The organism is Aliiglaciecola sp. SL4 (assembly GCF_041538045.1).
In the GTDB taxonomy this organism is placed as follows: domain Bacteria; phylum Pseudomonadota; class Gammaproteobacteria; order Enterobacterales; family Alteromonadaceae; genus Aliiglaciecola.
The window spans coordinates 233,744-257,314 of record NZ_JBGOSE010000003.1 but is presented as its reverse complement, the minus strand read 5'-3'; the positions used below and the strand labels follow the sequence as shown (position 1 = coordinate 257,314).

At 39.0% G+C, this 23,571-nt stretch carries 19 protein-coding genes and 1 pseudogene; 13 read left to right on the top strand and 7 right to left on the bottom strand.

Going from position 1 to position 23,571, the window contains the following annotated elements; translation table 11 throughout:
- Positions 1-150: 150 nt before the first annotated feature.
- The 3 genes and pseudogenes from AB6T38_RS06555 to AB6T38_RS06545 all read left to right on the top strand — a co-directional run.
- A pseudogene (locus tag AB6T38_RS06555) lies at positions 151-267 on the top strand (hypothetical protein); the annotation flags it as partial.
- Positions 268-605: 338 nt separating this feature from the next.
- Positions 606-1,538: an LpxL/LpxP family Kdo(2)-lipid IV(A) lauroyl/palmitoleoyl acyltransferase gene (gene lpxL / locus AB6T38_RS06550; protein ID WP_372546533.1), complete on the top strand. Its 933-nt coding sequence runs from the start codon at positions 606-608 to the stop codon at positions 1,536-1,538.
- A gap of 29 nt (positions 1,539-1,567) precedes the next feature.
- Positions 1,568-2,179 (top strand): toxin co-regulated pilus biosynthesis Q family protein, encoded by a 612-nt coding sequence (locus AB6T38_RS06545; RefSeq protein ID WP_372546532.1) that lies wholly within the window; start codon positions 1,568-1,570, stop codon positions 2,177-2,179.
- 52 nt (positions 2,180-2,231) lie between these two features.
- Here AB6T38_RS06545 and glnE read toward each other — a convergent pair whose 3' ends face one another.
- Positions 2,232-5,108, bottom strand: coding sequence for a bifunctional [glutamate--ammonia ligase]-adenylyl-L-tyrosine phosphorylase/[glutamate--ammonia-ligase] adenylyltransferase (gene glnE, locus AB6T38_RS06540; RefSeq protein WP_372546531.1), 2,877 nt, complete (start codon positions 5,106-5,108; stop codon positions 2,232-2,234).
- Between the two features lie 177 nt (positions 5,109-5,285).
- Between glnE and AB6T38_RS06535 the strand changes: the two genes are divergently transcribed.
- Positions 5,286-6,188: a DUF350 domain-containing protein gene (locus AB6T38_RS06535; protein WP_372546530.1), complete on the top strand. Its 903-nt coding sequence runs from the start codon at positions 5,286-5,288 to the stop codon at positions 6,186-6,188.
- A 33-nt stretch (positions 6,189-6,221) separates the two neighbouring features.
- Here AB6T38_RS06535 and AB6T38_RS06530 read toward each other — a convergent pair whose 3' ends face one another.
- Positions 6,222-6,566, bottom strand: coding sequence for a GIY-YIG nuclease family protein (locus AB6T38_RS06530; RefSeq protein WP_372546529.1), 345 nt, complete (start codon positions 6,564-6,566; stop codon positions 6,222-6,224).
- A gap of 85 nt (positions 6,567-6,651) precedes the next feature.
- Between AB6T38_RS06530 and AB6T38_RS06525 the strand changes: the two genes are divergently transcribed.
- Both AB6T38_RS06525 and hldE read left to right on the top strand, forming a co-directional pair.
- The gene (locus tag AB6T38_RS06525; protein ID WP_372546528.1) at positions 6,652-7,302 is read left to right on the top strand and encodes a hemolysin III family protein; all 651 of its coding nucleotides are present in this window, start codon (positions 6,652-6,654) and stop codon (positions 7,300-7,302) included.
- Positions 7,303-7,367: 65 nt separating this feature from the next.
- Positions 7,368-8,795: a bifunctional D-glycero-beta-D-manno-heptose-7-phosphate kinase/D-glycero-beta-D-manno-heptose 1-phosphate adenylyltransferase HldE gene (hldE, locus tag AB6T38_RS06520; protein ID WP_372546527.1), complete on the top strand. Its 1,428-nt coding sequence runs from the start codon at positions 7,368-7,370 to the stop codon at positions 8,793-8,795.
- A 56-nt stretch (positions 8,796-8,851) separates the two neighbouring features.
- On the opposite strand, the gene AB6T38_RS06515 is transcribed toward hldE, so the two are convergent.
- A complete protein-coding gene (locus tag AB6T38_RS06515; protein WP_348490735.1) occupies positions 8,852-9,694 on the bottom strand; it encodes a mechanosensitive ion channel domain-containing protein in 843 nt (280 codons plus the stop codon).
- Positions 9,695-9,895: 201 nt separating this feature from the next.
- Here AB6T38_RS06515 and AB6T38_RS06510 point away from each other — a divergent pair, with 201 nt between their 5' ends.
- Positions 9,896-10,987: an XrtA/PEP-CTERM system-associated ATPase gene (locus tag AB6T38_RS06510; protein WP_372546525.1), complete on the top strand. Its 1,092-nt coding sequence runs from the start codon at positions 9,896-9,898 to the stop codon at positions 10,985-10,987.
- A gap of 328 nt (positions 10,988-11,315) precedes the next feature.
- Here the strand turns inward: AB6T38_RS06510 and AB6T38_RS06505 are convergent, their stop codons facing one another.
- From AB6T38_RS06505 to AB6T38_RS06490, 4 genes are read right to left on the bottom strand one after another with little or no spacing between them, the layout of a single operon-like run.
- Complete coding sequence (locus AB6T38_RS06505; RefSeq protein WP_372546524.1) at positions 11,316-12,932, bottom strand: hypothetical protein; 1,617 nt, start codon at positions 12,930-12,932, stop codon at positions 11,316-11,318.
- Positions 12,933-12,956: 24 nt separating this feature from the next.
- Positions 12,957-13,967, bottom strand: a complete 1,011-nt coding sequence (locus AB6T38_RS06500; protein ID WP_372546523.1) for an XrtA-associated tyrosine autokinase — start codon at positions 13,965-13,967, stop codon at positions 12,957-12,959.
- The gene (locus AB6T38_RS06495) at positions 13,964-15,568 is read right to left on the bottom strand and encodes an XrtA system polysaccharide chain length determinant (RefSeq protein ID WP_372546522.1); all 1,605 of its coding nucleotides are present in this window, start codon (positions 15,566-15,568) and stop codon (positions 13,964-13,966) included. Before AB6T38_RS06495 ends, AB6T38_RS06500 begins: the two co-directional genes overlap by 4 nt.
- 52 nt (positions 15,569-15,620) lie before the next feature.
- On the bottom strand, positions 15,621-16,256 hold the full coding sequence (locus tag AB6T38_RS06490) for an XrtA/PEP-CTERM system exopolysaccharide export protein (RefSeq protein WP_372546521.1): 636 nt from the start codon (positions 16,254-16,256) through the stop codon (positions 15,621-15,623).
- 158 nt (positions 16,257-16,414) lie between these two features.
- Between AB6T38_RS06490 and AB6T38_RS06485 the strand changes: the two genes are divergently transcribed.
- From AB6T38_RS06485 to AB6T38_RS06460, 6 genes are all read left to right on the top strand, one after another.
- Positions 16,415-17,824 carry a TIGR03013 family XrtA/PEP-CTERM system glycosyltransferase gene (locus AB6T38_RS06485; RefSeq protein ID WP_372546520.1) on the top strand — a complete coding sequence of 470 codons (1,410 nt, stop codon included), beginning with the start codon at positions 16,415-16,417 and terminating at the stop codon, positions 17,822-17,824.
- Positions 17,825-17,852: 28 nt separating this feature from the next.
- A complete protein-coding gene (locus AB6T38_RS06480; RefSeq protein WP_372546629.1) occupies positions 17,853-18,665 on the top strand; it encodes an XrtA system polysaccharide deacetylase in 813 nt (270 codons plus the stop codon).
- Positions 18,666-19,712, top strand: a complete 1,047-nt coding sequence (locus tag AB6T38_RS06475) for a FemAB family XrtA/PEP-CTERM system-associated protein (protein WP_372546519.1) — start codon at positions 18,666-18,668, stop codon at positions 19,710-19,712.
- A gap of 6 nt (positions 19,713-19,718) precedes the next feature.
- Positions 19,719-20,906: a TIGR03087 family PEP-CTERM/XrtA system glycosyltransferase gene (locus AB6T38_RS06470; protein ID WP_372546518.1), complete on the top strand. Its 1,188-nt coding sequence runs from the start codon at positions 19,719-19,721 to the stop codon at positions 20,904-20,906.
- Positions 20,907-20,908: 2 nt separating this feature from the next.
- Positions 20,909-22,363 (top strand): exosortase A, encoded by a 1,455-nt coding sequence (xrtA, locus tag AB6T38_RS06465; protein ID WP_372546517.1) that lies wholly within the window; start codon positions 20,909-20,911, stop codon positions 22,361-22,363.
- 65 nt (positions 22,364-22,428) lie between these two features.
- A complete protein-coding gene (locus tag AB6T38_RS06460) occupies positions 22,429-23,571 on the top strand; it encodes a TIGR03088 family PEP-CTERM/XrtA system glycosyltransferase (RefSeq protein WP_372546516.1) in 1,143 nt (380 codons plus the stop codon).

The window sequence follows — 23,571 nt, the reverse complement described above, 5'->3', positions numbered from 1 at the left end:
GAACTATGGCAAATCGAATTACAGCAAGTATATTGGCCTAAAGTTCGTCTTAAAAAAACAGAAAGTTTGCAATCAACCTATATTTAGTTAAATAAGTTAAAAAAAGTAGGATTGCGTCCAATCGGCACTTCATGAAAAGGCGAAGACCTTAAAACGGTTATTCCAGAATTTGCGACTGCAAACCTAGACGTTCGATTCGTGCCTGAAACGAGCGCCAAAGTGCAATTAGGTATGATTAAAAAACACATAGAAGGATTAGCTTCTTGATAAAGAACCTAGTGAGGCACAGTGCCAATTGTACCGACAATCAATGCTTAGAATATTCCAACGGTTATCGTACTTATGGTGAATATGGACAATAACCAACACAGCCCAAATGAAAATATTCGTCTCGGTAGTGCCCGCCAAGGTATTCATATTTCATTGTCTTTATTAAACTCAACTTTCTAGCATTAAATGAGGAGCTCAGGTCGCCTCATTACAAATTTTCTTTAATTTATTTGGTGAGTTTGACCATAGATTTAACGCACTTTTACAGTGACATTGTTGGTAACTGCGTCGTTTGTTAATTACAATAGCGAAAATTTCTTATTAGAGGTTAACGCTTGTCAAACGCTCGGGTTAAATCCCCATCATTTAAAATGTCTTTCTTATTACCTCAATACTGGCCTGTTTGGTTGGGTGTCTGTCTACTTTACAGCATTTCATGGCTACCTTACCGATTGCAGCTAGTTATCGGTAAAGGCCTTAGTTTTTTATTAAAAGTATTGGGTAAGAAACGTGTTGCGGTGGCAAAGCGTAACTTAGAACTGTGTTTCCCTGAAAAGACTGAAGCGCAGCGGGAAGCGTTATTAGCAAAAAATATTGAGTATGCTGGAATAGCCATTCTTGAGTCTAGTATGGGCTGGTGGTGGCCAGATTGGCGAGTTAGACGTCATTCAGAAATTGAGGGGTATGAACATGTTCAAGCTATATTAGATAAAGGGAAAGGGGTTTTTGGTTTAGCCATTCATAATATGAATTTGGAACTTGGCTGTCGAATTGTGGGTCTAAAAAACCCATCAGTGGCATTTTATCGTAAACATAATAATGCGTTGATGGAATACATTCAGTATCACGGTAGAGCTCGTTCTAATAAATACATGATCCATAAACGTAATGCTAAAGGGTTAATCAAGGCATTAAATCAAAAGGAAGTTTGTTTCTATTTACCGGATCAAGACTATGGTCGTCAATTTAGTGAATTTGTACCTTTTTTCGCAGTACAAGAAGTGGCTTCAACTAAAGGAACCATGTTGTTTGCTAAGAACTCTAATAGTGAGACGGTGTTTATTGTTTCAGTGCGCACTAAAGTAGGTTACAAAATTAAATTTGTTCCGGGTCTTAATCATTTTCCTTCTGGAGACGATAAACAAGATATAGCTAGAATAAATCAAAAAATTGAAGAGTTAGTTAATATCGCACCAGAGCAATATCTTTGGATGCATAAGAGGTTCAAAACTCGTCCTAATGAGGATGATCCATCACTGTATGATTAACCATTCAATTGCGAAATGAGGCTCTTAAAATGAGCAAAAGAACATCTAACGTTTTATTTTGGGCAAAGCACATTGGGTTAGCCATAGCGTTGATTATTATTGCAGCCATCGTCCTAAACCTGCAACGTTTTAATATGTCGAGTCCAAAGCCTGAGGGGCAATTGGAACAAAAAAGCGTATCACAGGGAATGACGGATTTTTATGCTGCGTATAGAATGTCATCTTCTAAACCCTTTGAAGACGACATCGGTGATTTTGTTCTACCTGTTAACCCTCCCAAAGAGCCATTAGAACAACGTTTGCGAAAAATGGTAAGTATTCAGAGTAATATTAATTCTAGATGGGTAGGAGAGCATAAATACCGGAGCTTCCGGGCTGGCAGTACGCTTCGAGAAGCCATCACAAATTATGCTCAATCAGAGGGAATGCAAGTATTATGGGAGCTGGATAAAGACTTTATTATCAAAAGTCAGTTTCAATTGGACAATACCATTACAGGTTCTGTGGCGGAAATCGCCAGTGCAGTGAATGGCAGTTTCGAGGGGGAAGTGAAAGCCTATATATGTCCTAAACAACGTTCAATGATTGTCACTCAAGAGATCAATGACTATGTTCGTAAAAATTGTTATTTGCTTGAGTAACCATCTCACATAAATAGGCGTTGCGATTTAAATCTATAACCTAAATCAGGGATTAAGTGGGCTGATTAAAGGTAGCGTCCCAAATCGCTTTTACGTTTTTTTGGTGCTCTGAATACTGACTTTTATCAACTAAATTGTCTTTTTCTAATAGGGTTAATCGATGTGAGCGGTTCCTGTAATCTAAATAAGCCTCTGTTAGTTGAGTCTTATCATCAGCACTAATGCAGTTAGCAATACACAAGTGTTCCAGTAGTCGTATATTATCTGACCAATCGACCATCTTAGGAAAATGTTGAGCATTTTTCAGTACCCAAAACTGCACTAGAAACTCTATATCCGCCATTGCTCCCGCATCTTGCTTAACATCTAACCAGTTTTCGTTTCCTTTGTTTAAATGATCGCGCATTTTTTGCCGCATGTTTGCGACATCTTGTTGTAGGGTATTGATATCTCTGGAGCGGCACAAAATATCCCGTCTGATGGCCTCAATGCGTTGAGTGAAATCTGGACTTCCAATAACCACTCTTGCACGCACTAGAGCTTGATGCTCCCAGGTCCAAGCTTCTTGTAATTGATATTGTTCAAAACCATTTACATGGCATACTAATAGACCCGCGTTGCCCGAGGGGCGCAAGCGCATATCTATTTCATACAATTGACCTGATGGGGTTTTGGTCATAAATAAATGCATAATACGTTGCGCAAGTTTGGTGTAAAACTGGTTTGCTTCAATGGATTTTTTTCCATTTGTCATGGTTTGTGAATCACATTCGTGGACAAATACTAAATCTAGATCTGAACCATAACCGAGCTCTATTCCGCCTAGTTTCCCATAGCCGATAACGGCAAATTTTTTGTCTTGCTCTGAACTGCCTTCAGGAATACCGTATTTTTCCTTCATTTGGTCCCAAGCCATATTCACCACTTCACGGATAATTGCTTCGGCCAAAAACGTTAGGTGATCACTAACTTTCATTATCGGTAAAACACCGGTTACATCAGCTGCCGCAATTTTAAGTTGCTGAATTTGTTTAAACTGTCTGAGCGTTTCCATTTGTAGCTCTAGATCATCAGGCTCAACACGCAATAATGATTGACGTAATTCATCGGGATAATCGTTTAACTCAGTAGGGTGATAAAGCAATACGGGATTGAGCAATTCATCTAACAAAATGGGATACTTGGCTATCTGTTCTGCTATCCATGGACTGGCGTGACATAACCTTACAAGTTGGTGTTGAGCGCCCTGGTTTTCAACGAGTAACTGTAAGTAGGTTGTCCTTCTTATCACGGTTAACAGAATATGCGCAATTCGTTCTAGCAATATTGATAATTCACTGCCGTCCAAGTTGGTTTGATTTAACGAAATAATATTGGCTAACAACTGCGGGACTAGTGTGTTCAACGCCACTATTGCTTTTGGCGATGGGTGTTTTTTAACGACCTGACTTTTTAGTTCAATGATGTGTTTGGCAAGCAATTCAGCGGTTTCATGAGAGGCTACTTGAGCAAATAAGTCGGAAATTTCTTGAGGTGTTAGATCTAATTTCCAAGCATCTACAAAGCCACTGATATGAGTGGTTTCTTGGGTCTCATTTTCATTCGGATTATCGCCAATTAACATTTGAAACTGTTGATTTATCCACGCGCTATGTTCATTTAACTGTTGTTGCAACAAAGAGTAGTCTTCACAGCTCATCACTTTAGCTAACCGCTCTTGATCTAACGGTGTATCTGGTAATACTTGAGTTTGTTTATCTGCAAATTGTTGTAAGCAATGCTCGACCTTTCGTAAGAACAAATAGCTTTGTCTAAGGTGTACGTATTCGTTCTCAGGCAGTAAATCTAACTCAGTCAGTTGTTCAAGGGTGTAGAGTATACTGGGAAATTGTAAACGTGGTTCTCGTCCACCTTTTATTAATTGAAAACTCTGTGCAATGAATTCCACTTCACGGATCCCACCTGACCCTAGCTTTATATTATTGGTTAAACCTCGGCGTCTGACTTCTTGGTTAATTAGGGATTTCATTTCTCGGAGGGAGTCGATAGCACTGTAATCTAAGTAACGACGGTAAATAAATGGCTTGAGTATGTTATGTAATTCTTCGGCATATTCAGAATGGTCATTCAGAATACGTGCTTTGACCATGGCATAACGTTCCCACTCACGACCTTGCTCTTGGTAATAATCTTCAAAGGCGGCCATATGCATTACCAGTGGGCCACTTTCCCCTAAAGGGCGCAGTCTCATATCAACACGAAACACCTGACCTTGTTGATTTGTATGATGTAAAGCGTGGATTAGGCGTTGTGCCAAGCGGCTGAAAAATTGTTGATGCTCTAAGGTTTTTTTAGCGTTTACGATTTCGCCTTTGCTTGGGTAGCAAAAAATGAGGTCAATATCAGAAGAAAAGTTAAGCTCTTTACCGCCAAGTTTGCCCATGCCTAAAATTAACAGAGGTTGGGGGCCGAACTCACCCATAGGCGTACCGTAACGTTGACACAGGTTTTCATAAAGCCAAAAGTAGGCACCGTTTATAAGTGCATCAGCTAATTCAGAAGTGTGCTTTAACGAGCGCTCAATTGATTGTAAGTTTAATAAGTCCAGTGCTGCGATAGCGACCATATGTTGTTTCCGAAATATCCGCAAACAATCCAACAACTCAGCCTCTGTTGAAACTTTCTCAAGTTGCTCACTTAACTCTGCTTGGTAATTAATTGTTAGTGTAGGATTTTCTAGGGTATCTAGCAAAGCTGGAAGCTTTAACGGATCTGATAGTAAGGTATCACGTATGAAGTCACTCAATCCTAACAGCTGTTTTAATTGGGTTTTGATCCCTTCTGGTTGGGTTTCCACTGATGAGATTTCAGATAATTGCAGCCAGTATTTATCAGCCGTTTTATTGAGTATTGGAAAAGAAGTATTCATAGTGATATCAACCAAATTTGAGTCGTCTTGCGTTATCTTAAACAACAATGCTATATCATGTGCAGGTACAATCAATAGGTTAAATCAATTCGTTGTTAAATCTGAACTTTTAATTTGTTTTTAGCGTTTAACTGTTAATATTAACTTTAAAATACCTGAAGTTTGGAAGGTTTATTTATGCAAGATTTGGTGAATTTGGTGCCGTTGTTACCTGAAACTTGGTTTTACCTTGGCATTGATATTTGCATTGCCATTTGTTTGCTATTTGCATTGCGCTTAATGTCAGGGCGAATGGCATCGGTTAGTACTACGGAAGAATTGGGGGCTCAGGATAATATCGCTTTTGGCATCAGTGTTGCTGGACGTATGTTAGCGCTTTGCTTTGTATTATCAGCAGCGGCAGCGAGTTCGGATACTAATGGCTTTGAAGAAGCCGCAATGAGTATGTTGTTGTACGGTTTAGTTGGTATCTTTTTGATAAAAATTGGCCGGATATTACACGATAAGATTATTCTTAATCGTATTAACAAAGAAGCGATGATTAAAGACCGTAACACCAGTGTTGCCATTGTTGACGCTGCCAGTTCAGTTTCTACCGCTTTGATAGTCAGCAATGTTATGTTGTGGGTGGTAGGTACTGATTGGAATGCGCTATTTGCCGTCATATCAGGGTTTATTGTCACTCAAGCTATTTTATTATTGAGAACAAGAATTTATGAACGGCGCTTTTTAGCGTTAAGCCAAAGTAATACATTCCAACAAACCATTGCCAAGGGCCAATTGGCAGTTGCCATTCAACATTCAGGAAATTTACTTGCCACGGCAATAGTGGTATCTGCTAGTAGCAGTCTTTTAATATATAGCCCTCAAGGTTATGTCAGTAATTTAACTGGTTGGCTCATTGTGGGAATGGGCCTAACTTTAATGTTGCTTGTTTTGGTTATTGTGGCTAAGAAGATTATTTTAGCCGGATTAAATTTAGCCCAAGAGGTAGAGCAGCAGCATAATATTGGTGTAGCTAGCATTGAAATGGTGCTCAGCGTAGGTATCGCGTTAATTGTTAGTGGTTTATTTACTTAATTCCATAGAAGCAATATTACGTTTCTGATTGGACTATTTTGCGATTCTATCTGTTACTTCTAGTTGTAAGTTATCAAGTTGAGTTGGTTCAATTTTTATGGGGTTTGTGGGGAGGTTTTGCTGACCTTGGATAATCTTTAACTTTGTCGCTTTTGTTTGTTTTTTGAACCAATATTCGGATTTTAGAGCCGATGACTGATCTTCCATTATTGCAGCAAATTTTAACTTTAGGGGGCCTTTTCCTCTAAGTGCTTTAGCACACCGTTTTGAGTTGCTAGCATGTTCATAAAAGCGTCGTGCTAAATCAGTACAAATTCCACAATACGTCATTCCTAGGCGGTTTTCGAGAACATAAATAAACCATTTTGTGTCAGCCATATAACCTCTAATTAGCTTTTTCAGTGTACAAGTGTACGCTCAGTGGGTAGACTTAAATACCCAAAAATTTTGTGCAGAATCTAAAGTGAAACCCGTCCCACAAGTTAATACTTCCAATCAGGCTTATTCCGTTGAAGAAGAAGTCATGAATGTCGTCAGTCACGGTCTTGGCTTAATTTTCGCTGTGATTGGCCTAGTATATCTTGTCTTACGAAGTGACACAGCTACATCTATCACTTCAACTGCTGTTTATGGCGCTAGTTTAACCATTATGTTTTTGTCTTCCACCATTTATCATTGGGTGAAAGGTTCTCAAGCTAAACAATTTTTTAAGTTGTTAGATCATAGTGCTATCTATTTATTGATAGCGGGCACTTATACGCCTATTTTGGCAGTAAGTATTGGTGGCTGGATCGGTTGGGTGTCTTTAAGCGTTATCTGGGCAATCGCAATATTTGGGGTGGTATTTAAGTGTTTTGTACGTCACCGTTTCCCTAGAGTATCTGTGATCACCTATTTGGTAATGGGCTGGTTGTCGATTATTTTAATTTACCCGTTATATCAGAGTTTGCCCGCCTACGGTTTATTGTTGTTGGTTGCTGGTGGTCTGTTTTTTAGTATTGGGGTGATTTTCTATGTTAAAAAACACTTAGCGTTCACCCATGCAATTTGGCATTTATTTGTCATCGCGGGTTGTGCTTGTCATTATTTCGCAATTTACTATTTTGTTATTTAGATTAAAGCAATTCCTTCTAACTTCAGTATAATTCAGGTAATTCATTTTAAGTACGGAATAGGTTTATGCTGTTACCTGATTTTTCACAATGTCGCATCCTAGTCGTGGGCGATGTCATGCTCGACCGATATTGGACTGGTCCTACAGGACGGATTTCTCCTGAGGCACCAGTGCCTGTAGTGGCAATACACGATATCGAAGATAGACCTGGCGGAGCTGCAAACGTTGCTATGAATGTGGCAGCGTTGGGCGCAAAGGTGACATTGCTGGGAATGACAGGACAGGATGAGTCTGCACAGATTCTGCAGCGCTCGCTAAACTCATTGGGGGTTCTGAGTGATTTTTGCCAAATATCTGAATTTGATACCATTACTAAACTTCGCGTTTTAAGCAGAAACCAACAGTTAATTCGTCTGGATTTTGAAAAAAACTTTGCTCAAGTCGATAAAACCCCCTTGCAAGAACGTTTTATTCAGCATCTTGAAAACGCAGATCTGGTTATCTTATCCGATTATGCCAAAGGAGCATTGAGCGACGTAAAAACCCTCATAGAGCTGGCTAGAAAACATAGTGTTCCAATAGTTGTTGATCCTAAAGGGGATGATTTCAAAAAGTATTCTGGAGCAACCTTATTAACACCAAACATGGGGGAGTTCGAAGCTATAGTGGGCCCGTGTGATGACGAAAGTGTGTTAGTGGAAAAAGCTCAGCAATTGATCGCTAATCTAGACTTAGATGCGTTTTTACTGACACGTTCAGAAAATGGCATGACGTTACTGCAATCCGCTCAAGATGAAACTCACTTCCCCGCTAAGGCGAAAGAAGTGTATGACGTTACTGGTGCCGGCGATACGGTCATTTCAACTTTGTCAGTAGCGATTGCTGCAGGTTGTAGTTTTTCAGAAGCCAGTTTTCTAGCCAATACCGCTGCTAGTATTGTTGTTGGTAAGTTAGGAACGTCCACAGTGAGTAGTTCCGAATTACGTCAGGCCGTAGAGAAAGTTGAGCATTATGGTCGAGGCGTAATGACACAGCAACAGTTATCTATTGCCGTTCAAAGCGCCAAACGGGGAGGCGACAAAATCGTTATGACCAATGGCTGCTTTGATATTCTCCATGCAGGTCATGTTTCATATTTAGAAAACGCAGCATCACTCGGTGATAAGTTAATTGTTGCCGTAAACTCCGATGAATCTGTTCGCGCTTTAAAAGGCTCAGGTAGACCAGTTAACAATGTTAATCGTCGTATGTCAGTTTTAGCCGGCTTAGCTTCGGTATATTGGGTGGTCGAGTTTAATGAAGATACTCCGGAGCGATTGATTAGTGAATTGTTACCTGATGTACTCGTTAAAGGAGGCGACTACAAGGTTTCTGAAATTGCTGGTGGTAAACAAGTTATTGCCAACGGTGGGGAAGTGAAAGTGCTTAATTTTGAAGATGGTGTATCGACAACAAGTATTATTAACACCATTGTACAATCTACGGATACTTAGTTAAGTATCCGTAGGTTGCAAATGTTTAGTGTAGGTTTTAAATCGTATTCACTATTTTATTTGGCTTGGAATAAATGGACGTCCCTTTGTGGGAAAGGAATGGTGATATCGTTCTCATCAAACGCGTATTTCACTTTTTCATGTAATCCGAAATGTACAGGCCAATAATCTTCACTTTTAACCCAACAACGGGTCAAAATATTGATCGAGCTATCAGCATGTGCAGATACATAAATTTCCATTTCTGGATCAGTTAAAATACGTTCGTCCGAGCTTATTACATCTTTTAGTATCTGTTTTACTTTACCAATATCATCATCGTAGCTAATCCCAAAAGTGACATCTACGCGGCGATTTTCTTCACAAAACAAGTTTGTGACACAACCATTAGACAGCAATGAATTAGGGATAACCACTCTTCTATTATCCAACGTCAGCATAATAGTATTAAAAATTTGTATCTCTTTAACTGTTCCTAAATAACCCTGAGCTTCAATTACATCTCCAGACTTAAAAGGTTTAAATAATAATATCAGCACCCCGCCAGCGAAATTAGCTAAACTGCCTTGAAGCGCAAGTCCTATAGCTAGACCAGCTGCGCCGAGCATAGCGATTAATGATGCTGTTTCTACCCCTATCATAGATGCAAATACTATTATCAACATTAATTTAAGAGTGACACTTATTATGCTGTGTAAAAACTTATTTAATGTTTCATCAACTTTAGCACCAGCTAATGCTCTATCAATTCCTTTTAAAATGATGCCAATGACCCAAAAACCGACAACTAATACCACCAAGGCTAGTATGAGCTTTGGACCGTAGGTCATCGATAACTCTATTCCTGTCTCAGTGATCATATCAATCGTATCTGAGCCATTTTGTATAGTTTCGTCCATTTTCTGTACCGTTTGATATTTTAACGAATCAAAAGTATCGCAAAATTTATGAACAAATGCTTAAGTTTTATTTTTATATATTGAAATTGACCTATCGACACTCGAAATCTTGTTAATTTGTATAAAAAATTTGCGACTTGCTGCGCACCCCGCTAAGCTACTCACCTCAAATATAATCAGTATCTCAGGTAATTTTGCACAATGTATGAAAATTATTATGGACTCACGTCGAAGCCTTTCCAACTGACACCAGACCCAAGCTTCTTTTTTGCTAGTAAATGGCACAAAAGAGCGATGTCTTACCTTCAGTACGGCTTGTCGCAGGCAGAAGGTTTTATCGTAATTACCGGAGATATTGGTACAGGTAAAACGACAATCGCGAATAGCCTTCTCGATAACATTGAAGATGATATTGTGGCAGCGCAAATTGTTACGCCAAAGTTATCTCCAGATGAATTGGTTAAAATGGTTGCCAGTAAATTTGAAGTCGGCACCCTAAATAAAACCAAGGCTGATATTCTTAAAGACTTGGAAGCGTATCTGTTTGATTTGCATAAGTTGGGCAAACGGGCACTATTAATTGTGGACGAGGCACAAAACTTACCTTTAGAAACCATTGAAGAGTTGCGCATGCTTTCGAACTTTCAGCAGCAAGGTAAACCATTATTACAGAGCTTTTTACTTGGCCAAGAAGAATTACAGCCAATATTACGCGCTCCCAATATGGAGCAGTTTCGTCAACGTATAGTAGCCTCTTGTCATCTGGCACCTTTAAACGAAGGTGAGTGCAGAGAATATATCGAATACCGCTTAGAGCATGCTGGGTTGGAAAATAAGTCGTTATTCACAGATGGTGCTTTCGACAAAATCTACCAATTTACCAATGGTGTGCCACGACGAATCAATACCCTAATGGATCGCATCCTTCTGTACGGTTTTTTAGAAGAGTTAACCTTATTAGATGAAAGCGCGGTTGACACTGTTACCGCTGAAGTCGCAGATGAAATGTTTCGACCAGAGGAGGGGACTGGAGTAACACCTTTACCCGCAGCGGGACAACCTCAACCTAAGGCTAATACGACTGACCCGCAAACCGATGGCGGTGCAGATGTCATGTCAGAATTGACGCCTGATGGCAGGGTTAAAGATGTGCAATATTACAAAACCATGTTGAATGAATTAACGGATGCATTAGACGATGCTATTAGCCATAAAATAAAGTTGACTCGCTATATAGACAATTTATTAAAGAAAAAATATAAAACCTATGTTCGCTTAAAATCTGATGATTAAAAACTAAACCTCAAAATAGCACTAATTAATTGAATTAATTAACAAATTAGTTAAAACTAAGAGTATGTTAGAAATAGCAGTTAAATTAATTAGTTGAAAAATGAACTAACTGTGTGTATAGATCTCTAATAGCACAAGAGTATATATTTTACCGGAGTTTAAGGGGGAGTTATGAGACCGTTAAAAAGTTCAGGTAGTAGCGAAAGCAGATTTCATGAGCAATTCAGGAATAGAAGGAAAGCATATTTTCACGGCAAATATACCAAAGAGTTGCTAATGATTTGCATGCTATTTCTCTTAATATTTTATGTTTTTATCAGAGCCAATATTACTTAAACTTATAAGAATACCTTACTGTGCTTCTTCGAGAAATAAAATCTCGATTTTCAACTGGTGACGCTCTATTGGTTATTTGATAGCTAAAATATATGTCTGCATTTCTACTCAAAGAATGTCGGTAGGTCAAAGTACTGGAAATAGTTCTGTCGTCTAAACCCTCAGATAATTCTGAAATATTTCTTTTTGCTTTACCATAAGTATTCGTCCAGCTTAAAGTTGCAAGTTTACTTAGGTTCACATTTAGGGTGAACGATGAATTCAATTCCTGTTGCTTTCTCAGTGTTTGCACATATTCAAAGTCACTACTTACTAGCGTGAAAGCGGCACTGAATCGACGAAAATTATACCCCGCACTTAATTGGAACGACTTTCTAAGTGTTGACTCCTCGCTCAGTTCTGCAAGGTTGATATTTAATGCGGTAAACTCTTCTCCTGGTTGCAAGTCATAGTCCAGTGATTCGGGGATAAAACATTCAAAAAATGAAACCGAACCAATAGGGCAGACAAATATTCCCCCAACAGTATCTCCTGCAATTAACCTCGTAAAGCTGGTGACTTCTTCTGTATAACTTGCTTCAATACGTAATTTTCGCAAATCATAGTTTAAAGAAAAACGTCCACTTTCACCGTAAAACCTGCGTCCGTATTCACCAGAAATTTTTGTTCGAGGGGAAAAACGCCAGCTGAAATTTGTTCCTATGAAATGCTCTTTTTCTCCTTCCTGCTTGGAAGATTCATTGTATGTTATGTCTATAAATTGTTCGGCTGAACGATACCAAGACAATCCAGCACCGTAGCTATTGTATTCTAACTCTTGGGTTCCCTCTGCATCTTGCGTGGAGGTGAGGATGTTATTTTCTAATTGGGCTGTTGTTACCAAGCGAAGGTTACTGAAAAGTCCCAAGTATACATTTCCATTAAATGTACGTGATTCTATGTCATTCGAACCTCTACCTTGAGTTTTATTATAATTACCGACGAAATTCCAGCTTATTGCTTTTAAGCTCGGACCGGAATAGAAAACAGCGCCTAAAGTGTCATTAGTACTATCTAAACCGTTTTCTAAAAAGCTAGATTCATCACTATTTACACTTGTGGTGTTACCACTCATCTCAAATCCCATGAGCTTACTTTTGTTCAAGGTAAGATCAAACCCTACTGCATCCGTTCTGGTTTTGGCGAGTTGTTTGTTTCCAAAGTCTTCGTTATTTATTAGTACGTTAGTTACATCAACATTACGGTAAGTTTGACTTCCGCTGGCATTTAAGCTCAGTATATCTTGTATGGTATTGACTTTTACTCTATAGCTATAGTTTGTCAAACTACTTTTATCGTTTGTTCCAATATCTTCACTGTTTTCAATTGAGGAACTGTCTCTAATGAAACGATGATCTACATTAAAAGACGCATCTATGATTTCTGACTCCAATATCAATCCAACCGTTGGCTGAATAACTAATGAAGACGAATCTCTTTTTCCAAAATCATCACCCTGAACTTCGTTATTTATATACGAGGTATCTAATGATGCAGTTGAGCGCAGCTTAGCATTCACAGTTACTGGAATGCTCAACAATAAAATTATCGTAAATATTTGGCTTTTCAAACTAACCTTTCCCCGAAATAACGTCTATTCGTCGTGGCCGTAATAATATCCATAATATCCAGTACTATCTGAAGCACTTTTCTTGGCTTTGTTAATAATAAAACCTTTTGCCATATCTGGATTTAGGTGCTCAACAGCTTGGGATACTCTGTTTAACGAAGTTTTTCCTTCTTGAACTACGACAACAGCTTGCCCGGCGAGGTTAGCCAAAATAGCGGTTTCATTAATACCCAATAGAGGGGGGCTATCAATAATTACAACACGGTCTGGATAGCGGTTAGCAAACTCGCTGACAGACTCCAGCATTTTCTCACTGGCTAACAGTTCTGTTGACAGATGGTGGGATTTTCCCGCAGGGATTATCCTCAGGGTATCTAAACTAGTGTGATGAATTACATCTGATAAATCATCCACTTCACCTAATAAATATTCCATTAGGCCACTCTCGAAAGGTTGGTCAATGGTTTTCATAACACTAGGTCTTAATACATCAGCATCAACCAATAGAACAGTCTTATCTTGCTCCAGAGCGATACTTAAGGCTAAATTAATAGCGGTGAAGGTTTTTCCTTCGTTTGGATTTGGACTAGTAACCATAACTATATTGGCATTCGTCAAAGTTTTAGATAGAGGGCCAAATGCATTACTTAGTACTTTGCGCTTTATCGCCCTGTATTCCTCGTTGATGGTATTTCTACCCATATTCGATACAAAACCATCTTTTTGAATTTGGGTAAGAGGAATAAACTTTTCTTTAGATGTAGTATCTTCTGGATCTACCACCGTATTAGCAGTGTCAACAAGCTTAGAATCTTCTGTTGAAGGACTAGCTATATTTGAATCCATAGGACTAACGGTTTCATCATCATGTTTTTCTACCGTATTAGCTATGTTGGCTGCCGAACTTGTTGTCGCCGCCTCATCTGGATTAGCCATTTCTTGCGCTTTTGCCTGCGCACTCTCGATCAAAGATTTTTCTTTATTTTCGGCTTTTTGTTTTTTGTTCTTTTGCAGCGCTTTTTCTATTGTACTCATATTAAGTTCTCCAAAAGATAAATAGGTAGTCTGCCATAAGCAATATCAGCATAAACTAGCCCTAAGAAGATTATGAAGATAGCTAAACTTGACGCACTAAATACCAACATTCTGCGCCTATCAACTTTGGCTAACTCTTTGGCGTCTATATGAGATACTTTTCCAAAAACAGGTATACCAAAATTACTTACCAATTGACTTGGGCTTAAAACAACAGGGTTGATCTGGCTGAGTAAAAATGCGACACCAAGTCCAGAGCCAAATCCAACGATTAATATCATTGTATAAAAAATGATTCTATTGGGGCCGGATGGTTTAGTTGGTAGAGTGGGTGGATCTATAACTCTAAACTGAACATCATCAGACGTTGCCTCGGCTTTACGAGATAACTCAGCTTGCTCGCGTCTACTAATTAATTCTAGATACTTTTCTTTAGTTATTTGGTAATCGCGGTTTAACCCTTGAGCCTCCGCTTCAATTTGAGGTACCAAATCAACGATTTGTTCTAGTTCATTGATTTTCAGCCGAATGTTCTCTGCTCTCACGTTCAACTGCGCTAATTGCCCATCATATTGTGCAACCGACAACTTCAGCTCTTGATAAACTGGGTTTTGGTTTAGGTTACCAAATTGACTATAAGATCCTGTTTCTTCTGCAACATCTGTCAACCCTTTTATGTGACTTTCCCGTTCGTCATACAATTTTTCTAAAAGTTTTTCTGTATTTTTAACTTCCGGGTGATTTTCAGTATATTGAATCAATAAATTATTGAGTTGATTTTCAAGATTTTCAATTCTAGCATCATATTTGGTGTTAATTGAAGGGGCTACTCTTGAGTCGGGCGCTGTTAATCCAAAAATAGGCGCTTCACCTTGCATTTGAGCTTTGGCGGCTTCCAATTGAGAAGTTAACTCTAATATTCGAAGTTCAGTTGCTTGAAGTTCACTTATTTGACGCTGAAGCTGGCTATTGTAATCTCTAGATGTACCAGGTGCTCGGTCGATGCGGTTAACTTTAAATTCTGCTAGCCGTTGCTCTGCTTCTTCAAGACGTTGTTCATATTCTTCAATTTGTCGATTAATGAATTCTTCCGCAGAATCACTACTCTGTCGGTTACTACCTAGGGAGTTTTCAACAAATTCATTAAGGGTAATTTGCACAATTTTCTGAGCTAATTCTGGGCTCGGGGAATTATAGCTAATGTTATAGATATTTTGCTCAGCAGTACTGTTGAGCTTAATCTCTTTGCGCATATTGTTGATTAGGTCATCCATTTCTGCTTGCGTGGTGACGGTTATATCTAAATCCGCTTCTCGCGCAATCTTTTCCAGATTAGGACGACTTAGCAAAGTTCTGGCGACTAAACTAACTTGGTCACTGGGATTATTGTATACAGCCAGCCCTCGCAATAGAGGGCGAAGCAAACTGCTTGTATCAACAAATAATCTTGCTGAAGAAGCATATTGGTCTGGTAGACTAGCCACATACGCCCATCCAATTGGGCAAATTAACCAAGTTGAAATAATAATGTACCGCTTTTTGACCCAAACACCTTTAAGATAGGTAAGGACTTGGTCTATCGTTTCCTGAATTCCTAACATAGATACGTCTTTTTAACCTTTAAATTATTAATTATTGGAAACCAGATGAAGCTTAAAACCAAGCTTCTGGAATAATTAATATGTCACCTGGAAGGATATCAACATTGTCGGATATATTTCCCTCTTTGACCAGTGAGTCTAACTTCACTGAATATTCCCTTTGCTGGCCATTAACTACTCTAATTAATTTGGCACCGTCACCATCAGCATACTCGGTTAGCCCACCAACTTGAATCATTAAGTCTAATAATGTCATGTCTTCGGAGTAACTAATTGCTCTAGGTGAAGAAGCCTCACCAATTACACGAACCTGTTCACTAAAGGGGCCGTTAAAGCCACTGACACTTACGGTTACTATAGGATCACGAATATATTTACCTAACTCTTGCTCTAAATCTCGCGCTAGAGCTGTTGGAGTTTTACCGGAAACGGGGATGTCTTCAACCAAAGATGTGGTAATCATGCCATCTGGACGCACTAAAAACGATCCGGATACATCAGGATTACGCCATACAAAGATTGAAAGGTTATCTCCTGGACCAATCAAATAGCTGTAGTCATCGATATTAGTGGTTAAAGATGCTCTTGTTGTTGCCTGAGGCAACGAACTGCCTGAGCTAGTACATGCATTTATTGCCGTAAATGCAGCTGCTGCAATCAGTAACTGAGCTATTCTACTTGCTTTCATATTATGTCTTTCCTATCCAAACAGAAACAAATGTAGCAAATCAGCCATTTACCCGAGCGTTTTAATCTCTATAATAGCTGACCAGAAAAGTTAGTCTATCTCAAATAATTCGTTTAGCATATGATAAATTTATCAAATAAATCCATAGGTAAGAGCTAATGGCAGCGACCAACAAACAAAATAAAAGGTCCAATGCTCTTGTTATAGCAGAAGCAGTGATCGTTTCATACGCAGCTTACTTAGCAAACTTTTTAGTTGTAAGTATTCTGGAAGTGGAGTCCCCAAGCTTATTGAAGCTAGCGGCCAATATCTCTCTCATGACCTTTTTGGTCTTGGTTTCATCCCTTTCTGTGGGATTGTATGAAGCTAAATTAAGAGAAACCTTCCGTGGCATAATCAGACGAATTTTTGTCAGTTTAGCCTTGACGTATTTCGTGGTCGAGGTCATCACCAGTACCTTTATGGAAGAACTAAGGATGCACCCTTACTTCTTGCCAGTCGCTTCAGGTGTGGTAATTCTATCTTTGGTGACATTCCGTTATTTCACTAATCGATTGGGGCTGTTAGGACTAGGACGGACTCGAATTGTGGTAATTGGTGCCGGTGAAAGAGCTTCTATTATTGAGAAGCGTATGCGCCGAGATGTCGATAGATTAGGCTTCGAGTTATTAGGCTTTATTCCAATTCCTGGAGATAACCGCGAGGACGGTATACGTAATGAGCGCCTAGTACACGTAAAAATTGACGATAATTTCCGTAACTATGTCATCGACAATGAAATAGATGAAATTATTATCGCTTGTGATCAGCGTAGAGGTACGCTGCCAATTGAAGTGCTATTTGATTGTAGGCTACGTGGAGTAGAAATTACCGATTTACTTGATTTCATGGAGCGGGAAACAGGCCAGATCGTAGTGAACCTGATGTATCCTAGCTGGGTTGTGTATTCAAACGGGTTCAATTCTCAAAACTATTTAAGAGATATTCTTGAATACGGAATTAATGCTTTTGTCGCTGTTTTTGTAATGCTGTTTACTTGGCCGTTCATGTTGTTAACTGCCGTTATTATATATTTAGATGATGGAAGACGAACAGGCACCTCGGTTTTCTATAAACAGGAACGTGTAGGATTAAATGGCAAGCTGTTTAAAATTATTAAGTTTCGTAGCATGCGTCCTGATGCTGAGAAAGACGGGGCTAAATGGGCGTCGGCAAATGATAACAGGGTAACCCGTATTGGTGCTTTTATACGTAAGTATCGTATTGATGAATTACCTCAGTTAATTAATGTGTTAAAAGGTGAAATGGCTTTTATTGGTCCGCGCCCAGAAAGACCACAGTTTGTTGAGCAATTAATCAGGGAAATACCCTATTACAATCAGCGTCACAACGTGAAACCTGGTTTAGCGGGGTGGGCTCAACTTAATTACCCTTATGGTGCAAGTGTCGAAGATTCAATGGAAAAATTGAAATTTGATCTTTATTACGTAAAACATCAAAGTTTGTTGTTGGATATGCTTATTTTTATCCGAACAGTTGAAGTAGTCTTGTTCGGAAAGGGACGATGAAGTGGTAAAAAATACAGCTCTAAATGCTATGACAGTTGATGTTGAAGATTTTTTTCACGTTTCTGCATTTGATTCAATTATCAAGCCAGAGGATTGGGAACAATACAAACCGCGTGTCGATGCTAATACCCGAAGATTGCTCGATGTGTTTGCTAAAGCGGATGTGAAATCGACATTTTTTGTACTTGGTTGGGTTGCTGAACTTTATCCACAACTTATAAAAGATATTCATGCCCAAGGTCATGAGATCGCCAGCCATGGATATGCGCATAGAAGAGCCTATCAGCAAACTCGCGAAGAATTAACGGCTGATATAATCCGCTCTAAAACCCATTTAGAAGATTTAATTGGTGAACCTGTTATTGGTTATCGTGCGCCAAGCTTTTCCATTGGTTACGACAACGAGTGGGCATTTGAAGTACTGGCAGAGCTTAAGTTTAAATATAGTTCTAGTACTTATCCGGTTAAACACGATTTGTATGGTACCCCTGACTGGCCGAGATTTGCCTATCAACGTCCAGAAAATATTATTGAGATTCCTATTCCAACATTGAAACTAATGGGAAAGCAGGTTCCGATCGGTGGCGGTGGTTATTTTCGTTTATATCCTTATAAGATGACGCGAATGTTAGTTAACCGTTATTTGAATCAGGAAAAACAGCCTTATTCTTTTTATTTTCATCCTTGGGAAATTGATGGTGAGCAGCCTCGGTTGACTAACGCGCCCTTAAAGTCGCGTTTTAGACACTATATTAATTTAGATAAAACTGAGGCAAAATTAGAGCGATTATTGGCTGATTTTAATTGGTCAACTATGAAAGATGTATATGGAGTAGCATAAGTGACGGACAACTACCAACTCTGTAGATTAGGTGATGACGCGCAAGAGTCGCAAAAATGGGACGACTTTGTAGATAGTATTGATACCGGCACTTTTTTCCACTTAACCGGTTGGAAGCGGGTGATCGAGTCAGTTTACGGTCATTCTTGTCATTATCTTTATGCTACATTGAACAATAATATTGTTGGTGTTCTTCCTTTAGTTGAACAGAAAAGTTTACTTTTTGGGCATGCGCTAATTTCTACCCCCTTTTGTGTTTACGGTGGTGTCGCGTCTAACTCAGATGATGCTACTTTGTTTTTAGAAAATGAAGCTATCGCCCTTGCGCACAAATTGGGCGTTGATTATTTAGAGATGCGCTATCCATTTACGCGCAATAACCCAGAGTTGACTGAAAAATGTGCTCATTCTTCCTTTGGGTGGGAACTTGCTGACACACCAGAGGCAATTTTAGCTGGTATTAAAAAGAAACAGCGAGCGGTGGTTAGGCACTCCTTGAAAAATGAGCTTAGCTTTCGGATCGAAGAAGATACCAAAACAGCCTACGATGTTTATTCTGAAAGTGTACGAAATCTAGGTACGCCAGTCTTTCCCAAAAAATACTTTGCATCATTAAAACAAGAGTTTGGTGATAATTGCGATGTATTAACCGTGGACAAAAATCAAAAAGCGGTCTCATCGGTTCTCAGTTTTTATTACAAGAATCAAGTGCTACCTTTTTACGGTGGCGGATTATTTGATGCTAGAGCGTTAAAAAGTAATGACTTCATGTATTATCAATTGATGTGTCATGCTCAGGAGAACAAGAAATGTACTTATTTTGACTTTGGTCGAAGTAAAGATGATTCTGGCGCATTCAAGTACAAACGAACATGGGGAATGGAGCCGGTAGCCCTGCATTATCAATTCCATTTGGTGAAAGCTGAAGCGCTACCTAATTTAAGTCCTAATAATCCTAAGTATCAGTTCTTTATCAAAATGTGGCAAAAGCTACCCGTTTGGTTAAGCCGACGTATCGGTCCCTTTCTATCCAAATATTTGGGATAGAAGTGAATGACTAAACCACCACTGCTGTTTTTGTGTCACCGTATTCCTTTTCCGCCCAACAAAGGTGACAAAATTCGATCGTTCAATATGCTCAAGGTATTAAGCCAACGATTCGATATTTACTTAGGCAGTTTCGTAGATGATCCCTATGATTGGCAGTATACGTCTAAGTTAGATAAATATTGCAAACAAGTGTTTTTACTCGGACAAAATAAAACGTGGTCAAAAGTAAAAGGCCTAACGGCTTTTTTAACGGGGAAATCCATTTCTGAACCCTATTACGCTAATGCCAAAATGCAACAATGGGTTGATAAAACCCTGCATCAACAAACCATTACTCAGGTATTTATATATTCTTCAGTGATGGCAATGTTCACCTCTGCTCATCACAAAACCATTCATCAAGTTGTTGATTATGTGGATGTGGACTCCGATAAATGGCGACAATACGCAGAAAATAAGTCTGGTATTGGCAGATGGGTTTACAATCGCGAACATCATAAATTACAAGCGTTTGAAACTCAGGTTTGCGAGCGCTCGCAACATGCTTTATTTGTATCTGATCCGGAAGCTGAATTATTCAAACAGCAGCTTCCTGCTAATCAATATAGAAAAGTTCAGGGCTTGTTAAATGGCGTTGATGTCGATTACTTTTCACCAACCTCAGAGATGGAAACAATCTCAACGCAAATTGATGTGGTGTTCACTGGAGCAATGGATTATTGGGCCAATGTAGATGCAGTAATGTGGTTTGCTAACCATGTATGGCCTAGCATCCGAACGCAATATCCTGAAGCCAATTTTTATGTGGTTGGGGGAAATCCAACTGCCCAAGTTCTAGCTTTAAACAATATAGATGGAATCGTGGTTACAGGGCGAGTGAAAGATGTTAGACCTTATATTCATAACGCTAAAGTCTCTGTGGCCCCATTACAGATTGCCAGAGGTATTCAAAATAAAGTTTTAGAAGCGTTAGCAATGGCAAAACCTGTTGTTGCTACAAATATGGCGATTGAAGGCATTGATGCTCAGAATACGCATATAAAAGTGACTGATGATGCGGAGCAGTTTTGTTCAGCAGTTTGTTATTACTTAGAGTCGACGACTGAAGTGCCTGAGAGCCGTCAGTGGATTATGGACAATTTACAGTGGACTGCCACTATGAGCAAGTTACCTGCATTATTTAAGGTTTAATTATGACATTTTGGAAAAGTAGCATCTTTAAATATTTAATATCGATATTTTTAGTCTGGGGGGCTGTTTTCTACGACAGCATAGGGTCAACCGTTGCCATCTGGGTTCGCTCTGAAACTTTTACCCATTGTTTTATTATCCTACCTATTTGTATTTACTTGATTAAACTCAAATGGACTAAATTAAATAACGCTAGTCTTCAACCATCATATATATCGTTAATCTTTGTTGTCGGGACTCTGTTTGTTTGGCTGTTTGGCAGTATGGCCCAGGTGTTAGTGATAGAGCAGTTAGCCAGTTTTGCAATGTTGCCTATGATGATTTGGTGCGTTATGGGCAATCAAGTCGCCCGAATAATGCTGTTTACATCATTTTTCTGGCTATTCAGTGTGCCAGCCGGCGAGTTCTTAATTCCTCAATTACAGGAATTAACTGCCGATATAACGGTATTTGCGATTCAACTTACTGGTATCCCGGTTTTCCGCGAAGGCCTTTATATTGCTATTCCAGGTGGATTATTTGAAGTCGCCGTAGCCTGCTCGGGAATTCGTTATTTAATTGCCTCATTTACTTTAGGTACGTTGTTTGCGTATTTGAATTATAACGGCCTTAAAAAACGCGCTATTTTTATCTTGTTTTCTATCTTCTTACCACTAATTGCTAATGGCATTAGAGCTTACGGTATAGTTATGATTGCTCACCTGTCAGATATGGAGTACGCCACAGGCGTTGACCATCTTATTTACGGATGGTTGTTTTTTGGCTTGGTGATTTTAATTATGTTTACGGTTGGTGGACGCTGGGCGGATCCTTTGCCGAAAGCTGAAAAACTAGAAAATGAATTTGGGCCCAAATACCCGGTTTCTTCAATTATCAAACCAATAGGCGTATTGGCTGTTATTTTATCGCTGAGCATTACTTACAAGTCAGCTTTCGAAAATCCTGTGAGCCCTGTTAATCCCGACTTTGCAAAAGCTTTTAATCTAAAAGGAACAAGTAGCAACGCCACTTGGCTGCCAATTTTTCATAATCCAACGAGTGTTTACCGAGGGAGCAAAGATGGCGTTGAGTTTTATATAGCTTATTACAATGCGAATATTCAGGGACAAGAACTGATTAACGGTCGCAATAAGCTCTATAACATCGAGCAATGGTCAATTGTATCTGAAGATAGTAATCCAACTTATCGTTCATTGCAGATAATTGATAACTATGGAAATAAACGTTTGTTAACCTATACCTATGTTTCTCCGTGGCGGGTGACACATAAATCCTTAGAGATTAAATTGGTACAGGCTATCCAAGCATTACTAGGACAAGCACAAAATGGTTATTTAATTGTATTGTCAGTGCCAGATAGTAAAAAAGAACAAACTAAGCAAGCGTTGGAAGAAATGTCTAAAGACATCTTTAGCGGTGAGCTGCAATCAATACTGAGTGAAAGTAAAGGTGGTTAAAACAGACTTTCACTTTAAGCAAGATAGACCGAAAGTAAGTAGCATTAGTGGGGAATAACGTCGATATGGATTTCAAAAAAACGCACATCATGCATATCATTTACCGGTTTGATACTGGTGGATTAGAAAATGGCGTGGTAAATCTGATAAATCGTTTAGATTCGCAAAAGTATCAGCATACTATTGTGACCTTAAAAGGTTATTCAGAGCTTTTTTGTCAGCGTATTGAAGCCCAAAACGTTCAATTTTTTGATTTAGCCAAAAAAGATGGTAATGACATTAGTATCTTTTTCAAATTGCGTAAATTATTAAAAAAGCTCAAGCCAGATATCCTACATACCCGTAATACCGCAACTATTGAAAATCAATTAGTGGGATGGTGGTGCCGTGTGCCTTACCGTATACACGGTGAACACGGTTGGGATGTGAATGATATGCATGGTCAAAACAAAAAATATCAGATGCTTAGACGCTTTATGAAAACCTATATTCATAAATATGTAGCGTTATCTACTGAAGCCTTTGATTATCTGCGGGACACCATAGGTGTATACGTTGGTGACATCAAACATATTTGTAACGGCGTAGATATTGATAAGTTTAGCCCTAAACAAGCTGATTTTAGCTTATATCCTGATAATTTCGTTACCGATAATATGCTGGTTTTTGGTACGGTTGGGCGTTTGGCTGAAGTCAAAAATCAACCCTTTTTAATTGAAGCCTTTATTCGTTTAACGACGCAGTTTCCCGAGCACAAAGAGCGCCTTCGTTTAATCATTGTTGGCGATGGTGTGTTACTAGACAAAATGCAAGCAAGGGTAAATGAAGCCAAATTATCAGCACAGGTTTGGTTTGCTGGAAATCGTTCCGATGTGGCGCAATTGATGAACTGTATGGATATCTTTGTATTGCCATCTTTAGCTGAAGGGATTTCTAACACCATCCTTGAGGCATCGGCAAGTGGCTTACCTGTGATTGCGACTAATGTGGGCGGTAACCCTGAGTTGATCGCCATACAGATACAAAGCGCCCATTTAGTTGAAGTGAATAACGTCAACGAACTGGTTAAGGCAATGAGTCAATATGTTACTTCATCTGACTTAAAGCAAAAAAACAGCCTATTGGTAAGAAACCATTGCGTGGAAAACTTTAGTATAGATACAATGGTAGAGAAATATAATGAGCTTTATCAAACCTTTAGTAATTAA

Coding starts and splice junctions, on each gene's coding strand:
- AB6T38_RS06545 (WP_372546532.1), top strand. CDS start 1,568: ATGAGCAAAAGAACATCTAACGTTTTATTTTGGGCAAAGCACATTGGG.
- glnE (WP_372546531.1), bottom strand. CDS start 5,108: ATGAATACTTCTTTTCCAATACTCAATAAAACGGCTGATAAATACTGG.
- AB6T38_RS06535 (WP_372546530.1), top strand. CDS start 5,286: ATGCAAGATTTGGTGAATTTGGTGCCGTTGTTACCTGAAACTTGGTTT.
- AB6T38_RS06530 (WP_372546529.1), bottom strand. CDS start 6,566: ATGGCTGACACAAAATGGTTTATTTATGTTCTCGAAAACCGCCTAGGA.
- hldE (WP_372546527.1), top strand. CDS start 7,368: ATGCTGTTACCTGATTTTTCACAATGTCGCATCCTAGTCGTGGGCGAT.
- AB6T38_RS06515 (WP_348490735.1), bottom strand. CDS start 9,694: ATGGACGAAACTATACAAAATGGCTCAGATACGATTGATATGATCACT.
- AB6T38_RS06510 (WP_372546525.1), top strand. CDS start 9,896: ATGTATGAAAATTATTATGGACTCACGTCGAAGCCTTTCCAACTGACA.
- AB6T38_RS06500 (WP_372546523.1), bottom strand. CDS start 13,967: ATGAGTACAATAGAAAAAGCGCTGCAAAAGAACAAAAAACAAAAAGCC.
- AB6T38_RS06495 (WP_372546522.1), bottom strand. CDS start 15,568: ATGTTAGGAATTCAGGAAACGATAGACCAAGTCCTTACCTATCTTAAA.
- AB6T38_RS06490 (WP_372546521.1), bottom strand. CDS start 16,256: ATGAAAGCAAGTAGAATAGCTCAGTTACTGATTGCAGCAGCTGCATTT.
- AB6T38_RS06485 (WP_372546520.1), top strand. CDS start 16,415: ATGGCAGCGACCAACAAACAAAATAAAAGGTCCAATGCTCTTGTTATA.
- AB6T38_RS06480 (WP_372546629.1), top strand. CDS start 17,853: ATGACAGTTGATGTTGAAGATTTTTTTCACGTTTCTGCATTTGATTCA.
- AB6T38_RS06470 (WP_372546518.1), top strand. CDS start 19,719: ATGACTAAACCACCACTGCTGTTTTTGTGTCACCGTATTCCTTTTCCG.
- xrtA (WP_372546517.1), top strand. CDS start 20,909: ATGACATTTTGGAAAAGTAGCATCTTTAAATATTTAATATCGATATTT.
- AB6T38_RS06460 (WP_372546516.1), top strand. CDS start 22,429: ATGGATTTCAAAAAAACGCACATCATGCATATCATTTACCGGTTTGAT.